At 56.9% G+C, this 16,164-nt stretch carries 17 protein-coding genes; 11 read left to right on the plus strand and 6 right to left on the minus strand.

All coding sequences use genetic code 11. The features are described from left to right. Positions 1 to 34 precede the first annotated feature (34 nt). Positions 35 to 742 carry a purine-nucleoside phosphorylase gene (gene deoD, locus H2O65_RS05330; protein WP_182140727.1) on the minus strand — a complete coding sequence of 236 codons (708 nt, stop codon included), beginning with the start codon at positions 740 to 742 and terminating at the stop codon, positions 35 to 37. A 121-nt stretch (positions 743 to 863) separates the two neighbouring features. On the opposite strand from deoD, the gene H2O65_RS05335 reads away from it, so the two are divergent. Further along, positions 864 to 1,661: an HAD-IIB family hydrolase gene (locus tag H2O65_RS05335; protein WP_182140728.1), complete on the plus strand. Its 798-nt coding sequence runs from the start codon at positions 864 to 866 to the stop codon at positions 1,659 to 1,661. A 4-nt stretch (positions 1,662 to 1,665) separates the two neighbouring features. On the opposite strand, the gene H2O65_RS05340 is transcribed toward H2O65_RS05335, so the two are convergent. Beyond that, positions 1,666 to 2,247, minus strand: coding sequence for a DUF3043 domain-containing protein (locus H2O65_RS05340; RefSeq protein WP_182140729.1), 582 nt, complete (start codon positions 2,245 to 2,247; stop codon positions 1,666 to 1,668). A 62-nt stretch (positions 2,248 to 2,309) separates the two neighbouring features. On the opposite strand from H2O65_RS05340, the gene H2O65_RS05345 reads away from it, so the two are divergent. From H2O65_RS05345 to trpD, 5 genes are all read left to right on the plus strand, one after another. Continuing rightward, complete coding sequence (locus H2O65_RS05345) at positions 2,310 to 3,671, plus strand: M20/M25/M40 family metallo-hydrolase (protein WP_182140730.1); 1,362 nt, start codon at positions 2,310 to 2,312, stop codon at positions 3,669 to 3,671. Positions 3,672 to 3,784: 113 nt separating this feature from the next. Beyond that, the gene (gene erpA, locus H2O65_RS05350) at positions 3,785 to 4,138 is read left to right on the plus strand and encodes an iron-sulfur cluster insertion protein ErpA (protein WP_182140731.1); all 354 of its coding nucleotides are present in this window, start codon (positions 3,785 to 3,787) and stop codon (positions 4,136 to 4,138) included. A 75-nt stretch (positions 4,139 to 4,213) separates the two neighbouring features. Next, positions 4,214 to 5,161, plus strand: a complete 948-nt coding sequence (locus H2O65_RS05355) for an FKBP-type peptidyl-prolyl cis-trans isomerase (protein ID WP_182140732.1) — start codon at positions 4,214 to 4,216, stop codon at positions 5,159 to 5,161. Positions 5,162 to 5,280: 119 nt separating this feature from the next. After that, on the plus strand, positions 5,281 to 5,679 hold the full coding sequence (locus H2O65_RS05360) for a hypothetical protein (RefSeq protein WP_182140733.1): 399 nt from the start codon (positions 5,281 to 5,283) through the stop codon (positions 5,677 to 5,679). A 6-nt stretch (positions 5,680 to 5,685) separates the two neighbouring features. Next, positions 5,686 to 6,768, plus strand: coding sequence for an anthranilate phosphoribosyltransferase (trpD, locus tag H2O65_RS05365; RefSeq protein ID WP_259349460.1), 1,083 nt, complete (start codon positions 5,686 to 5,688; stop codon positions 6,766 to 6,768). Positions 6,769 to 6,784: 16 nt separating this feature from the next. Here trpD and H2O65_RS05370 read toward each other — a convergent pair whose 3' ends face one another. Further along, the gene (locus tag H2O65_RS05370) at positions 6,785 to 7,063 is read right to left on the minus strand and encodes an Lrp/AsnC family transcriptional regulator (RefSeq protein WP_182140734.1); all 279 of its coding nucleotides are present in this window, start codon (positions 7,061 to 7,063) and stop codon (positions 6,785 to 6,787) included. Positions 7,064 to 7,185: 122 nt separating this feature from the next. On the opposite strand from H2O65_RS05370, the gene H2O65_RS05375 reads away from it, so the two are divergent. From H2O65_RS05375 to H2O65_RS05385, 3 genes are all read left to right on the plus strand, one after another. Beyond that, entirely contained in the window at positions 7,186 to 7,935 is a 750-nt protein-coding gene (locus tag H2O65_RS05375) for a 1-acyl-sn-glycerol-3-phosphate acyltransferase (protein WP_182140735.1), read from the plus strand. Between the two features lie 65 nt (positions 7,936 to 8,000). Continuing rightward, on the plus strand, positions 8,001 to 9,224 hold the full coding sequence (locus tag H2O65_RS05380) for a pyrophosphate--fructose-6-phosphate 1-phosphotransferase (protein ID WP_182140736.1): 1,224 nt from the start codon (positions 8,001 to 8,003) through the stop codon (positions 9,222 to 9,224). A 5-nt stretch (positions 9,225 to 9,229) separates the two neighbouring features. After that, positions 9,230 to 10,636: a class II 3-deoxy-7-phosphoheptulonate synthase gene (locus H2O65_RS05385; RefSeq protein WP_223175106.1), complete on the plus strand. Its 1,407-nt coding sequence runs from the start codon at positions 9,230 to 9,232 to the stop codon at positions 10,634 to 10,636. 58 nt (positions 10,637 to 10,694) lie between these two features. Here the strand turns inward: H2O65_RS05385 and pknB are convergent, their stop codons facing one another. Further along, positions 10,695 to 12,632 carry a Stk1 family PASTA domain-containing Ser/Thr kinase gene (gene pknB, locus H2O65_RS05390; RefSeq protein ID WP_182140738.1) on the minus strand — a complete coding sequence of 646 codons (1,938 nt, stop codon included), beginning with the start codon at positions 12,630 to 12,632 and terminating at the stop codon, positions 10,695 to 10,697. 79 nt (positions 12,633 to 12,711) lie between these two features. On the opposite strand from pknB, the gene H2O65_RS05395 reads away from it, so the two are divergent. Then, positions 12,712 to 13,143, plus strand: coding sequence for an Rv2175c family DNA-binding protein (locus H2O65_RS05395; RefSeq protein ID WP_182140739.1), 432 nt, complete (start codon positions 12,712 to 12,714; stop codon positions 13,141 to 13,143). Between the two features lie 17 nt (positions 13,144 to 13,160). Here the strand turns inward: H2O65_RS05395 and H2O65_RS05400 are convergent, their stop codons facing one another. Then, positions 13,161 to 14,315: a polyprenyl synthetase family protein gene (locus H2O65_RS05400; RefSeq protein WP_182140740.1), complete on the minus strand. Its 1,155-nt coding sequence runs from the start codon at positions 14,313 to 14,315 to the stop codon at positions 13,161 to 13,163. A 146-nt stretch (positions 14,316 to 14,461) separates the two neighbouring features. Here H2O65_RS05400 and H2O65_RS05405 point away from each other — a divergent pair, with 146 nt between their 5' ends. Then, on the plus strand, positions 14,462 to 15,856 hold the full coding sequence (locus H2O65_RS05405) for an RNA polymerase sigma factor (protein WP_398395710.1): 1,395 nt from the start codon (positions 14,462 to 14,464) through the stop codon (positions 15,854 to 15,856). A 91-nt stretch (positions 15,857 to 15,947) separates the two neighbouring features. Here the strand turns inward: H2O65_RS05405 and H2O65_RS05410 are convergent, their stop codons facing one another. Further along, on the minus strand, positions 15,948 to 16,163 hold the full coding sequence (locus H2O65_RS05410) for a hypothetical protein (RefSeq protein ID WP_182140741.1): 216 nt from the start codon (positions 16,161 to 16,163) through the stop codon (positions 15,948 to 15,950). Position 16,164 lies beyond the last annotated feature (1 nt).

Raw genomic sequence — 16,164 nt, forward strand, 5'->3', positions numbered from 1 at the left:
ACCGTCTGGGTAGGCGGGAGCGGGGCCCAGTTACCTAGGAATGCGCTGCTGCAACTGCAACGGCAAGGGCGGTCTGGAACTTCGACTCTCGATCTTCTGCTGACATGTCCCCGCTGGGATCAAGAAGGTGGTCAGACACGGTTAGCACCGTCAGGGCCTCTTTGCCGTACTCAGCAGCCGTTCCGTACATGGCTGCTGCTTCCATCTCAACCCCCAGCACGCCGTATTTTGCGAGGCCCTCAACCTGGCCTGGCACGACGCGGTAGAAGTGGTCTCGCGAGACAATCGGTCCAACGTGCACGCGCTGACCCTCAGGCACCGCCTCATACGCAGCGCGCGCCAGGTTGAAGGACGCCATTGCCGCAAAGTAGATTTCTGGAATTCTCGACTGGTTAAAGTTCGAATCCGTGTGAGCGCCGATAGCGATGACGGTGTCGCCAACTTTGACGTGCGGTGCGATCCCGCCACACGTGCCGACACGGATGATCCTCTCAACACCGTAGAACTTGAACAGTTCGCTAGCGTAGAGTGCCGCAGAAGGTTGTCCCATACCCGAACCCATCACAGAGAGCGGCTTCCCGTCCACCTCTCCTGTGTATCCAAGCATGCCCCTGACATCATTGATCAGGCGGGGCTCATCAAAGAGCAGTTCAGCGATACGCTTCGCTCGCAAAGGGTCGCCTGGCATGAGAACTGCGGGTGCGATGTCGCCTTTTTCAGCGCGGATGTGGGGAGTTGCCATTGTGTCCTCCGTGACAGTCATGGGTTGCAAGATAACGGGCCGAAAAGGCACGTCCCGACATTGTAGTGACCTTCCAGCCCAGTTTGGGAACCAGGTTGGTCGCAAAGGTAAAATGCCCATCATGACTAACACCCCTTCTTCAGATCTGGTTGGCCCTGCGTGGAAGCTGGTTGCCTTCGATCTAGACGACACCTTGGCCCCCTCAAAGTCGCCACTTCCAGACCAAATGGCGCGCGCATTGCGCGACCTTTTGGACGTGTGTGAAGTCGCGGTCATCTCCGGTGGAGCGTTTCCACAGTTTGAGCTGCAACTACTTGGGAACCTACATGCAAGCCCAACGCAGTTGGCGAACCTCCACCTGCTGCCTACCTGTGGGACTCGCTACGCAAATTTCCACGAGGGCGCCCTCGTCGACGTTTATGACCACCAACTCACTGAAGACGAGGCGCAGAACGCCATGTCAGCACTGGAGACGACCGCACGAAAGCTCGGGTTGTGGTGCGAAGACCCGTGGGGGGAGATCATCGAAAACCGCAACTCCCAGATCACGTTCTCAGCCCTGGGGCAGAATGCACCTCTTGATGCGAAGCGAGCCTGGGATCCGACCGGTCAAAAGAGGGCGTCACTGGCGAAGGAAGTGGGGGCTCTGCTGCCAACACTTGAGGTGCGGTCAGGTGGGTCAACCTCCGTGGACATTACTGCTCGGGGCATCGACAAGGCATATGGCATGCGAGCCCTCGTCGAGCAAACTGGAATCGCGAAAGAGGACATGCTCTTCATCGGAGACCGGTTGGACGAGGGCGGGAACGACTACCCTGTCAAAGCCGCAGGATGGGCGACCCTAGCCGTAGAAGGCTGGGAAGAGACCGCCCAAGTCGTGCAGGAGCTTGCCGCAAGCCTAGTGAACAGGCAGGCGTAGCAGTCTACTTCGGGTACTCCCCACGCTTCACCGTCGGGCGAGGGGAGCGCCACCGTCGTGCCATGAGCATTCGAGAGAATAGATAGAACCAGGTACCCCTGGGGATCTCATCGCCCGGATACCTCGCCGCGAGGAGCTTCTTGAGCTTGCGCCAAACGAAAATCGATTCGATTAGCGCAGCAATCAGCATCCCGTAGAACAGAACCGTGAGCCCAACAATGGTGTACTCGCTAATCCCGCCAGGCAGCGGAATGAACGAAAAGAGCAGCATTCCGCCGAGGAACACCAGCATGGCGGGGAGCAAGAACTCCGCCACAGACCAGCGAGCATCAACGTAGTTACGGATGTACCTGCGGATGCGACCCTTGTCACGAATGGGAAGATACCGTTCGTCACCGGTCTCCAGTGCAACACGTTCCCGCTCATATGCTTCGGCACGCTTCTGCTTCGCCTGCTGCTTCGCAAGCTTGCGGTCTGTCGGGACCAGTGGTTTGCGGCGCGCGGCCTCGGACTCTTTGCGTGTTGGCGTCGGGCGCCCCTTCTTCGTCGAATCAGGGCTCACCGATGCGTTCTCTTCGTTGCTCACGACCCAAGGGTAGCGGAATCGAGCTTTTATTCCTAAGCCGCCCCGCAGAGTAGATTGGGTGCATGAACACAGTAGAAGAACTCAAGCAAAACGTTGATGCGGGAACGTCCGAGCAGATCGATTTGCTCTCAAGGATTGTCGCAATTCCATCCGTTGGTTCCGACCCTGCGCATGCTGGTGACCTTGAACGCAGTGCGGAGTTTGTTTGTGAACAGTTTGGGGAGCTTGGCTTTGACGCGCGTGTTGAGCGTGGGGAGATCTCCCCGGGTGTGCTTGGAGCCCCGGCAGTGATAGCAACGTCGGAGACAATCCCAGGCCGCCCCACTGTCCTTCTCTACGCGCACCACGACGTGCAACCCGTTGATGCCAGCCGATGGGATTCCGATCCTTTCACCGCAGAGGTTCGCGGTGACAGACTCTACGGACGTGGTGCCTCGGATGATGGTGCGGGCATCGTCGTTCACATTGGAGCATTGCGTGCACTCCAACAGCTCTCTGCAGAGCTACCAGTCAACGTGGTTGTTTTCATTGAGGGAGAAGAAGAGGTCGGTTCGCCCTCGTTCCAAAATTTCCTGCAGCAGAATCGTGACGTTCTTAGAGCCGATGTGATAGTGGTTGCGGATTCCAACAACTGGACGGTGGATGTGCCCGCGGTCACAGCATCATTGCGGGGGGTGGTGACACTGGATGTCGAAGTGCAGGTGCTTGGCCACGCAGTGCACTCAGGGATGTTTGGGGGACCGATCCTGGATGCGGTGACACTATCTTCACGTTTGATTTCCACGCTTCATGATGAAGACGGAAACGTCGCGGTAGAAGGTCTAGGAGGCAATCCTCGGGCCGAGGTGGACTGGGACGAGGGCGATTTCCGCAGGGACTCTTCCGTTATCGACGGCTACTCGCTGGCTGGAACGGCAGACCTTGCTGCCCGAGTGTGGACCATGCCAGCTATCGCAGTTATCGGTATTGATGCAACCTCGGTGGCCGACTCGGCCAACGCAATCATCCCCAGGTGCAGGTTCCGCCTCAGTGTCCGTACGGTTCCGGGAACGGATTCTGCCGAGGTCGCCCAGGCTGTGGAGCAACACCTGGTAAGTCATGCGCCGTTCGGCTGCCGGGTGACAACCAGCATTGAAGAAACAGGACCGTCATATCTTGCGGATTTGGAGTCGAAAGGAGTTTCCGACTTGCGATGGGCTCTCACCACTGCGTGGGACGAGGACGCTGTGGCCATCGGTGTAGGTGGATCCATCCCGTTCATCGCCCAGTTCGAAGAGGCTTTCCCCAACGCAGAGGTTTTGGTCACAGGTGTTGAGGACCCAGCCACAAATGCCCACTCGGAGAATGAATCGCAGTCGCTCAAGACACTGAAGAATGCGACGCTTGCTGAAGCGCTACTCTTGGAGCGACTGGGTAGCAGGTGAGTTTGCTCTGAGAGCGAACCCACCTGTCTGTGAGGCGCCCCCACCGTGACACATGAAATGGTGCCGCGTAAGGTTGCTGTGGAGGGTACGCCCGAATTACAACGGAGGTAGAGATGTCTGAATTACTAACCGATCTTCCCACGCATGAAGTCCTACTGTCGGCAAAGGCCGCTGACAAGGTACGGAGCCTACTCGAACAGGAAGGCCGGGATGACCTTAGGCTTAGGATCGCGGTTCAACCAGGTGGCTGCTCAGGTCTTATCTACCAGCTGTACTTTGATGAGCGTCTGCTCGATGGGGACGCAGTTGTGGACTTTGACGGCGTCGAGGTTGTCGTAGACCGGATGAGTACCCCGTACCTGTCCGGAGCAACTATCGACTTTTCCGACACCATTGAACGAATGGGCTTCACCATCGACAATCCGAACGCAGGCAGCACCTGCGCGTGCGGCGAGTCCTTTCACTAGACCAGGACCAGGTAGTTCAAGACCTTCTTAGTCACGCTAAGAAGGAAGCATCAGAGAATAAAGGATCTAGCAAGCATGCGAACGTCACGATCGACTGTGGTAGCAACGGCTCTTTTCTTGGCGGCAGCGCTGGGGCTTGGAGCGTGCACATCCGCCGACACTCCCAGTTCTAGCGGACAGTCGGAGCAGTCTTCACAGAGCCAGGATGCCTCCGCGCCTGTTGTGGATCGCAACCCGACTGGTGACCTCCCGACGGTCAAGGGTGCGTTCGGAGAGATCCCAGAGATCACAACCGTTGATGCTGAGCCACCCACCGTCATAACCGCGCAGACCCTTGAAAAAGGCGATGGCGCCGAGGTCGGTGCCAACGATGTGGTCACCGTGAACTATGCGGGATTCCTCTGGGACGGCACTCCCTTTGACTCTTCATTCGGCCGCGGAGCGCCTTCAACGTTCTCCCTCAATGCGGTGATTCAAGGGTGGAAGTATGGCTTGGCGGGCACGCACATCGGTGATCGCGTCCTCCTGGTGGTTCCTGCCGAGTTCGGTTACGGCGATGTTGATCAGGGTGACATTCCCGCTGGGTCTACGCTGATCTTTGTCGTTGACATTGTTGACGCATTCGGCTCTGACACCGCAGCCCTCAAGGAAGCAACACTCACTGACGCGGAGTTGCCCGATGGGCTAGTGCTTGAAGGTGAGCTAGGTGAGCCACCTCTTGTGTCTTTTGAGGAAGGTTCAACGCCCCCGACAGCTGAGGAATCAGTCGTAGTTGCCGAAGGTGCTGGTCCGGTCGTTACTGCTGAGGACACCGTCATCTATCAATACGTTGGCACATACTGGGGCACGACGGAAGAGGCAGTTTCCACTTGGGATACGGGCGCGCAGGCCATAGAGGCGCAGTCGTCGCTCTTTCTTGGTGAGCGCGTTGGGTCTCGTGTGGCAATGGTGTTTCCCGCCGGCGAGGGCGAGCAGCCAGCGATGGTTATGATCGTCGACATTCTTGCTGCCTACACTCCGTGAGCAACCGATTAGGACTGGCGCGCCACTCATGACACCGTGATGCGCCATGGACGATACACTTAGAAGCGTTTGAATCCGTACTCGGCGCAGGTGCTGGGTAGGACGTTGAGGAGATACCTTTGAGCGAGCAGGTCGTTGACGTACTTATATACTCCGCAGATTCGGCTAAACGCCAAGCGGTAATCGAGGGGACAGGTGTACGTCCGGGTAGAGATTCTGCACGTTTGAACTGGATTGAGACAGCCACAGCTGCAGGCGCAATCGCCGGAGTGATTAAGCATGAGCCCCCGATCGTGGTCCTTGACGCTGAAACTCCAAAGGTCGGTGGCATGGCCGTGGCGCAGGATATCCAGAATGAGTTGGACCTTGATGTTGAGCCGATCCTGGTGCTTCTTACGGCACGACCACAGGATGATTGGCTGGCCACCTGGTCGGGAGCCGAGTTCACTGTCCATGCGCCATACGACCCCCTGACTCTGCAGACGACAATGGTTGAGGTCCTCAAGGCCGTTAGGTAGATTGCGGTGTCACTATGGGCTGACTTTGCGCCTCTCCTTGCAAAAGGGGAGAGCCTTACATATGACCAGAGTCGTGAAATGATGGCGCTGATCATGGCCGGGGAGCTGGACGAAGTCAAGCTATCTTCCTACCTGTCGATCATGGCTGTGCGTGGGATTAATGTTCGCGAACTCCGTGGCCTCGCCGACCAGATGCAGGCATCCGCGAAGCCCATCGACCTTCCAGGGCAGGTCGTGGACATCGTCGGCACGGGTGGCGATAAGGCGAACACCGTCAACATCTCCACTATGGCAGCGCTTGTCATCGCCGCTACTGGTCTTCCGGTCGTCAAGCATGGCAACAGGGCATCGACGTCCGCATGCGGGTCCGCGGATCTGCTTGAGGCGCTCGGAGTTGACCTCAATCTGCCAAGCTCGCAGATAATTGCGTCGTTTGATGTTGCTGGGATCGCATTCTTGTTTGCGAACAAATTCCACCCGAGTATGCGCCACGCAGCCCGGGTACGTCGCGACCTTGGGTTTCCGACGGCATTCAATGTACTCGGTCCATTGACTAACCCCGTGCAGCCGGTTGCATCTGTCGTGGGGGTTGCACGAGAGGATGCAGCTCCGCTGGTTGCTGGTGTGTTTGCAGAGCGCGGCACAAGTGCTTTTGTCTTCAGAGGCGCCAAGTATGGCCTTGACGAACTGACCGCGGCAGAACCGTCCCTACTCTGGGCAATCCATGGTGGGCGGATGGTCCACATGGAGATCGACCCAGCTGGAATACTTGGGCTCGACGCTTGTACCGTAGAGGATCTGCGCGGAAGCACGGCGGACGTAAACTCCCGGGTGGCTCGTCAGGTTTTCGAGGGCGCGGACGGGCCTGTGGCAGATGCTGTGGCTATGAATGCGGCGCTTGGGATCATGGCGGGACAGGCAGCCGGCCTTGCATCTTCGTCACCCTTGACATCTCAAACGAACTGGCTTGAGAATGCAGTCTTCGAGGATGGGTTCAGGGAAGCGTTTAAACTTGCAAAGCAAGCCCTCAGCAGCGGGGCTACGCAAGCCAAGCTGGAGAGTTGGGTACGGGCGACTCAGGAGCAGTAGTCCGCGCCACGGTGGGCTAGTCCAACCCCAAATGGAAGGCCTCTTCGAGGTCAGAACTTGAATAGGCCCTGAAGGCCAGGTGAGTGGAGATGGTTTCCACGCCGGGAACTTTCGCAATGCCGTCCGTCACCACGCCCTCAACGTCCTCGTACTGCGAGACCTTCACCCTAGCGATTAGGTCAATATCTCCGGTAACGGAGTGAACCTCCACCACACCCGGGATATCCGCGATTGCCTGTGCTACCTCTGGGATGGACTCAACCGCACAGTTGATCATTACGATGGCCGTAATCATTGCGATCCTCTCCTTGCCTGTACTCTCGTGGCAAGCCTAATCTGGTTTTGCGGGCAACATGACGTAACGTAGGGAAGTATAGTTATTCGTTGCCACGAACCCGATCTACTTCAGGAGCGCACGTGGGTTTCTATTCTGTCTTGAAGGGTGCCGGCGCACCTGTTTTGCGTGGGGTATATCATCCGTGGATCGAGGGTGCAGAGAATATTCCCAAGGAGGGTCCCGCGATACTTGCTTCCAATCACAATGCTGTGTGGGACTCTATCTTTCTTCCCATGATGATCGAGCGGGAAGTCGTTTTCATGGGGAAGGCAGATTACTTCTCCGGCACCGGTGTTAAGGGCTGGGCGACCAAGAACTTCATGAAGGCTGTTGGAACAATCCCTATTGACCGCAGCGGTGGCAAAGCAGCTCAGGCGGCCATGCAGGCGGGACTGGATCGTTTGGGTTCGGGGCAGCTGTTTGGGATCTATCCCGAGGGTACGCGTAGCCCGGACGGCAGGCTCTATCGAGGGAAGACGGGTGTTGCACGCCTTGCACTTGAGTCGGGTGCTCCGGTGCTTCCGGTGGCGATGATTGGCACTCATGCGGCTCAACCCATTGGCCAGAAGGTTCCTAGCAGAACGAACATCGGTGTTGTTGTCGGCGAGCCGTTGGACTTCTCCAGATACCGTGGTCTTTCAAAGGACCGCTACATTCTCCGCGCGATTACAGATGAAATTATGTACAACCTGATGTTGCTGTCAGGTCAGGAGTACGTTGACAAGTATGCCGCCGATGTTAAGGCCGAACTAGCAGCAAGTGGCGAGTTTGATGGGCCTGTACCAAACTCGGCGAAGATTGATCGTGACGCAGAGGACGGCCGGGCGTAAGAAACTCGGACAGTATAAAATGGCGTTGGCTCGGCTGCAAAGTTCTTGATGAAAGAGGTAATGAAGTGAGTGTAAAGCGTGTTGCGATCCTGACAGCTGGAGGTTTTGCCCCCTGTTTGTCCACTGCTGTTGGTGACTTGATTGAGCGTTACACGAAGGTTGACCCGAGTATTGAACTGATTGCGTACCAGCATGGCTACCACGGTTTGCTCACTGGAAACTACGTGGTTGTTGACGATGAGGCACGCGCAAACGCCAATGTGCTCAAGAGGTTCGGTGGATCTCCGATTGGTAACTCCCGCGTCAAGCTAACGAATGCGAAGGACTTAGTCAAGCGTGGCCTCGTCAATGAGGGAGATGATCCGCTAGCAGTCGCGGCGAACCAGCTGAAGGCTGACAATGTTGACGTGTTGCACACAATCGGTGGTGACGACACGAACACTACGGCGGCTGATCTTGCTGCATTCCTCCATGACAACGACTATGACCTCACTGTTGTGGGACTTCCTAAAACCATCGACAATGACGTCGTCCCGATTCGGCAGTCATTGGGCGCAGACACTGCAGCGGAAGAAACCTCGAAGTTCGCTCAGAACATTATTGGTGAGAACCGCGTTGGACCCCGCACGCTGATTATTCACGAGATTATGGGACGAAACTGCGGTTGGTTGGCGGCTGCTGGGACTCAGAAGTACCGTGCTTGGCTGGACCAGCAAGAATGGGTTCCTTCAATCGGTCTTTCTCGCGAGCGTTGGGACGTGGATGCACTGTACCTGCCTGAGATGCACCTTGACATTGTTGCGGAAGCGGACCGCCTCAAGAAGGTAATGGATGAGCGTGGTAACGTCAATATCTTCATTTCTGAGGGCGCGGGTGTTCCTGAGATCATTGAGGAGATGGAAGCGCGCGGTGAAGAGGTACGCCGGGATGCATTCGGGCACGTACGTCTGGATGAAATCAACCCTGGACAATGGTTCAGCAAGCAGTTCGCGCAGAGGCTTGAAGCCGAGAAGGTGATGGTTCAGAAATCAGGTTACTTCTCTCGTTCGGCGCGTTCCAATGCTTACGACCTCGAGCTAATCGGCCAAATGGCTGACTTGGCAGTTGAATCGGCTCTCGCTGGTGTCTCCGGCGTTATTGGTCACGATGAGGAAGATGGAGACAAGCTGAAGGCTATCGAGTTCTCCCGCATTGCTGGTCACAAAGCATTTGACATCGAACAGCCGTGGTTTGTGGAGATGATGGCGAGTATTGGCCAACCTCTAGAGCCGGCAACAGCGGAACAGTAGGAGTTTTGACCAGGCCATGGGATACGTGGCGCGCCAAGGAGGCGCGCCACCAGCCTGACTACCAGGATCGCGAAGTCCTCAGCGAAGTTGTTGGAAATCTGCGGCAGAAGCCACCGTTAGTTTTCGCTGGGGAGGTCGATGACTTGCGCTCAGAGCTGGGCGCTGCCGGACGCCATGAGTCATTTGTGCTCATCGGTGGCGATTGCGCAGAAACTTTTGCGGAATCAACTGCGAATCAGTTGCGGCTAAAGATTCAGACGCTGCTACAGATGGCTGTCGTACTCACCTACGGTAGTTCCATGCCGGTGGTAAAGATTGGCAGAATCGCGGGGCAGTATGCCAAGCCGCGTTCGTCACCCGTTGAGACTAGGGGGACAGCGACGCTCCCGTCGTACCTGGGGGATGCGGTTAACTCCTTTGAGTTCACGCCTGAGGCCCGTTTCCATGACCCGCGCCGGCTGCTGGATACCTACCACGCGTCAGCCGCGTCCCTGAACCTGATTCGCGCATTCGCCAAGGGTGGATACGCGGACCTGAGGAGGGTCCACGAATGGAACCGAGGCTTCGCCGCAAACCCGGTATTTGCTAGGTACGAGCATTTGGCGACCGAGATCAACCGTGCTGTACGGTTCATGGAGGCAGCAGGAGCCGACTTTGACACATTGCGTCAGGTGGACTTCTACTCCTCTCATGAGGCGCTGCTCCTCGAATATGAGTCTGCCCTGACGCGGATTGACTCACGCACAGGGCTTCCTTACGACACTTCCGGCCACTTCTTATGGATAGGTGAACGAACACGTGGCCTGAATGAGGCCCATGTGGAGCTGCTCAGCAGAGTTCGCAACCCAATAGGTGTAAAGCTGGGACCGACCACCACACCGGACGAGGTTTTCGGTCTCATTGAGCGACTCAATCCCGACGGGGAAGAAGGTCGCCTAACCTTCATTTCACGCATGGGTGCGGATAGTATCGAGACCAGCCTCCCGCCACTTTTGGAGGCGGCAAAGACGGACGGACGTCCAGTTACTTGGATAACGGACCCAATGCATGGGAACACCATCTCGACATCGAATGGCTTTAAGACCCGGGATTTTGAAACGATTATGCGTGAGGTGCGGTCATTCTTCGACGTCCACTCCTCTGTGGGCACGGTTCCCGCTGGCATTCATGTGGAGCTAACTGGTGCGGATGTAACGGAAGTGATTGGCGGGGCCGAAGGCCTGGACGATCTTTCGCTCGAGCAGCGTTACGAATCGCTCGTCGACCCTCGGCTGAACCATCAGCAGTCTCTTGAGATTGCATTTCAGGTTGCTGGTCTTGCTGCTGAGGCAAACGACAGTGAGCCGTATGCACCCGCGGATGCGAGCGGATTCGACGAGGACGAGTGGCAGCTGTTTGACGCTGCCCGCTAGGGCAACTGTACGTCGAGTCGGCCTGTCGGTTGCTTGGCAGGCTCTTTCGAGAATGTATTTACACGACGGTGATGGTTACTGTCGTCCCCCGGCGTGCCTGTTCTCCAGCGGCAGGGCTCTGGGATCCGACAATACTGAAGAACCCGGCAATCCTGTTGACTTCAACCACGAAGCCAGCCTGTTCAAGTAGGGCAGTGGCCTCATCTGCGCGCTTGCCATAGACATCCGGCACACTGACGAACTCAGGACCTTTTGAAACGACGATAGCGATCGCGTCCCCCCTGTGTAGGGTCTGGCCGGATACCGGTGTTTGGCTGACGACGTTGCCCTCGGCAATATCGTTGTTGTATTCTTCCGAGACTTCTGCGACAAAGCCCGCATCAGCCAGGGTTGCTTCGGCCTCAGCTCTCGGTACATTGACAATGTCCGGGACAGGGAGCGGCTCGCGCCCTTTAGACACAATCAGTGTCACGTCCTCGTCATGGCGGATGCTAGTGGTGGCCGTAGGATCACTGCGGATAACAGTGCCCGCGGCGACGTCCTCAGACCACTCCTCAGCGGTTGAGCCAAGGGAGATTCCTTCCTCTGCGAACAGGCTCTCAGCCTGTTCGGGAGTCAGGCCAGAAACCTCAGGAACGGTGAGCATCAGTACGCCTTTGGAGACGATGATCTGCACTTCAGCGGTCTTGTGAATGGGTTGGCCTGCCTCTGGGCTCGTTCTTATGACGAGGTCGGCTGGAATATCATCGGAGTTCTCGTAAGAAACGTGAGAAGCAAGGTTCAGGTCAGCCAAGCTTGCTTCGGCCTGTGCTACTGTCATCGTCGCCACGTCCGGCACCTCCAAGTAGGACCCGGGACCGTACTGCTGCCACCACCACCACACACCCAGAGCGATTGCTGCAGTAAGCAGCAAAATGGTGGTGATGATCAACCAAGTTCGAGATTTCGCTGTTAGTTGGCGGGAGTTTGGAGCGGAGACGGAACCTGATGTCTGGACCACCAGTTCTTGGACTGGCAGAACTGAAGTTCGTCCGGCTTTACCCACGGGAATCGTCATGTCATGGGGGGCATCATCCGGGGCGGTCTGCGCAACAACTGGCAAATCCCTATCCAAGATCTCTGCCGGGATCGACTCCTTCGTGTGGCGAAGAAGAGCCAGGGCATCAATGGCGCTGGCTGGGCGTTCAGCAGCTGAACGTGCGCAGAACGATGACACCAGCTCGTCGATCTCAATAGGAAGCCACTCAGTCTGCTCAGAAGGGGCAGGAATATCTTCATTAACTCTCGACAAGGCGACCTTAACGGGGTTCTCATTGCCGCCGGGTAGTCTTCCTGTGAGCATCTCGGAAAGAATGATGCCGAGGGCGAAAATGTCGGTCCTAGCATCTGACACGCCGTTGAGGGCGACCTCAGGCGCGAGATATGCGACTGTTCCCATAATCGATCCAGTAGTCGAGACACTGACTTCTGAGGCAGCACGAGCAAGACCAAAATCAACTATTCGCAGGCTCTCGTTGCTATCGACAAGGATGTTTTCGGGTTTCAGGTCCCTGTGGACGACTCCGGCGCGGTGCGCAGCAGCCAGTCCGTCGAGGATTTGTGCTGTGAAGTCAAGAGCCTTGCCAAGGGTGAGAGGACCTTCTGAAGCGAGAAATGAGCGCAGATCTGGGCCATCAACCAGTTCCATCACCAAATAGCCTTGGCCCTGCACAACTCCCTGGTCGTAGATCGGAACGATTCTGGGGTGAGACACTTTGGCCGCAGAACGCGCTTCTCTGCGGAAGCGCGCGGTGAACTGTTCTGACTCAGCAAGGTGGGGGTGCATGACTTTTAGAGCAACCAGGCGGTCGAGACGCTCGTCGCGTGCAACGTATACCGTTGCCATCCCACCGCGAGCCATTCGCGAGATCACCCGATACCGCTCGTCAATCATCATGTTAATCAACGGGTCAGTAATCTGGGTTCCTCGCTCTTCCGAGGGAAGTGTCTCAGTCATTCCGGGTCCTTATCACGCCTCGGATTCTACTTCAGGGCTGGGTGTGACCGTACCCGGCGCGCTGGACTACGCTGTTCACATGGCAACTTCCGCATCAGAATTACTAGAACGCATCCCCCATATTCCAGCCAAGGAGGCTGCTGACCGCCTTGGAGTCGAGCCAAGCCGAGTCAAGCAGCTGATCCGCGAACGCCAGATTCTTGGGTTGCGGGTGAACGGGCAGAGCTACGTCCTCGATGAAACCCTGGTGGAGCTGCCACCCGAGCGCCAACATGTGGCTGAGCTTCAACGCCCCGGCATGAAAGATCCGCGCATAATCAGAGTCACTGATGAACCCTTGCCTGCACTGCGGGGAACAGCGCTGCTGCTTGAGGACGGCGGATACTCCTACGAGGAACTTGTCGACTGGATCTGGAGGGACAACCCGTGGTTGCAAGGCCGTCCCATCGACCTGCTGAGAAGCGGCGCACACAAACAGGTTAACAAGGTGGCGGCAACGGAAGCGTGGTGACCCCGGGGGTCCTGGGCCTATTTGGAGCGGCTCGTCACCATATCCACGAGGTAGGTGAGCAGCATCTTGGCGGGTGCGGGAAGAGGCGCCGCAGCAAGGACGTCTAGCGCTTCTTGCACATAGTCTGCGATCAGGTCTTCGTGAGGGTCATTGCCGTGCTCACGCAAGATGGCGTGGACCTCATTGATCTCATCAGAGTTCAGGGTGCCCCTGTGATACAAAGCGTTGATTCGTTCTCTGTCTTCGTGTGGTGCCAAACCGAGTGTTAGAGCCAAGAGGACAGTCCGTTTCCCCTCGGCGATGTCACCGCCCGTTGGCTTGCCTGTCTCATCAGGTTCCCCGAACGCACCAAGAGCATCATCGCGAAGTTGGAAGGCAATGCCCGCAGGTTCCAGGACGCCTTCAAGGACGTCCATCAGAGCCGGTGAGCCGTTGGCAGCAGTGGCGCCAAGAACTGCTGGATACATCACTGAGTAGCGAGCAGATTTGCGACGAACAATATCAAGTGCATGGCTAACCGAAGAGATGGTCTCTCTTGCTTCTGTGTGTTCGAGGGGACGGTAGGACACGCTGGTGTCAGCCCACTGGCCCATGGCGACCTCGCCAGTCATGAGGGTGAATCGCCGCAGAAGTTGAGGTGCGGTGGAAGATGTGCAGTATGTGAGGGCGTCGGACAGCGCATAGTGGGCTGCAGACATGAGGAAGTCGCCAGCCAGCACCGCACCGTCCCTGCCAAAGTCTCGAGCGCTACCCCAAAGTCCTTCCGTCGCGTGGAGCGTTGCAAATTGGATGTGAGGGGAGGGGTTTCCACGCCGGGTGTCAGCGTCATCAAGGAGGTCGTCATGGACGAGAGCGGATGCTTGGTAGAGCTCAAGGGCGGTCATTAGCGGCACGATCCGCGGGTCGCCTGCCGCCTCGGTGATGAGTGCTGCAGGGTCACTATCTCTCTCGGCTTGCATCGATATTGCGCATGCAGCCCCAATCGCTCCGCAGAGCGCACGGAAGTGCTTTCCCCCACGCACAGACTGGAGTATGGGAGCCCAAGCACTGGCTGCGGGAGGAAGGGAAACCTGCTGGTAGAAGGCTTCTGCACTGGTGACGACGGCATCCTCGATACCCGCGTGCAGACCTTCGAGGGCAGTGTAGATCTCAGGTGAGCCTGGAGAAGTCATGTATTTCCGCTCTAGCTAACGCATCTCTACTACGCTATGCGCATAGTTTGTCGAGGCTGTCATAGGTTGTGTGACTATAATTGTACGAGTCTTCTGCCTCCCGGGGAGGCGCATACTTCCAAGAATTCCTTCAGAAAGGCTCCTGCGTGTCTATGGCTCCGGATGCTCAATCTAAAACACCTGTAAAGACTACTCGAAAGTCGACGACGTCTGCCAGCAAGGCTAAGAAGCCGGCCGCAGCCGTGGCTGAGAAGGCAGCCCCCGTCAAGAAGGCTGCACCCGCTAAGAAGGCAGCCCCCGTCAAGAAGGCTGCACCCGCTAAGAAGGCAGCCCCGGCTAAGAAGGCTGCACCCGCTAAGAAGGCAGCTCCGGCAAAGAAGGCTGAAGAGATCCCAGCTGACGTAGAGGAGCTAGATGAGGATCTGGTCCTTGATGAAGACGAAGCCGTCGAAGTCGAAGTAGAGGATGAGTCTGACGAGGTCGAGAAGACGGGTACAGATGACGAGGGCGAAGATGACAGTGACGATGACGAAGGGAAGCCGAAGGCTCCAGCAGCGCCGATCAGAGGGTTCCTAGTTTCAGACTCTGATGAAGCCGATGAGCCTGTACAGCAGGTAACTGTCGCCGGTGCGACTGCGGATCCTGTCAAGGACTACCTGAAGCAGATCGGTAAGGTATCGCTCTTGAATGCTGAGCAGGAAGTGGACTTGGCTCGGCGCATCGAGGCGGGTCTTTATGCGGACTTCAAGCTTAAGGAAGACGGCGAACTCATGAGTTCGCGTGAGCGGCGGGAGTTGACGCAGCTTTCTGCCGACGGCCAGAACGCTAAGAACCACCTTCTTGAGGCAAACCTGCGACTGGTGGTATCGCTGGCGAAGCGTTACACAGGCAGGGGAATGCAGTTCCTTGATCTGATCCAAGAGGGCAACCTTGGCTTGATTCGTGCAGTTGAGAAGTTTGACTACATGAAGGGATACAAGTTCTCCACATATGCCACCTGGTGGATTCGTCAGGCGATTACGCGGGCCATGGCTGATCAGGCAAGAACAATCCGTATCCCGGTTCATATGGTCGAAGTGATCAACAAGTTGGCTCGGGTCCAGCGTCAGATGATGCAGGATCTAGGTCGCGAACCCACACCCGAAGAACTTGCTTTGGAGTTGGACATGACTCCGGAGAAGGTCGTAGAGGTGCAGAAGTATGGTCGTGAACCAATTTCGCTTCATACTCCGCTGGGCGAGGACGGGGATTCGGAGTTCGGTGACCTGATCGAAGACTCCGAGGCGGTAATTCCGGCCGATGCGGTCTCATTTACTCTTCTCCAAGAACAGCTTCATCAGGTGCTTGACACGCTCTCAGAGCGTGAGGCCGGAGTTGTTTCCATGCGATTTGGACTTGGAGATGGTCAGCCGAAGACACTGGATGAAATCGGCAAGGTCTACGGGGTAACGCGGGAGCGGATTAGACAGATCGAGTCTAAGACAATGAGCAAGTTGCGTCATCCTTCACGTTCACAGGTGCTGCGGGACTACTTGGATTAGGACTAGAGAGAACAAAGGTGGGGCCTGTTCGAAATGCTCGAACAGGCCCCACCTTTGTTCTCGACTTATTCAAGCCGCTCGCACTGAGCCCCTAAGAGTCCATGATTTCACGGTCATCTTGAACAAACAGCGCGACTGAAGAGAGTGCCTCAATGTGGCGGCTTGCGTGGTGAGCGCAGAAAAGGAGTTCCGATGCAGGAAGGACCGCCCGGACCCATGCGCGAGCTCCGCAGGAGTCACAGCGATCAAGCGCGGTGAGATCCCTACGTTCAGCCGAGGGGAACACCTCGGGTAGTGATGGAGTCATA

The sequence above is a fragment of the Schaalia sp. JY-X169 genome (assembly GCF_014069575.1).
Taxonomy (GTDB): Bacteria; Actinomycetota; Actinomycetes; order Actinomycetales; family Actinomycetaceae; genus Scrofimicrobium.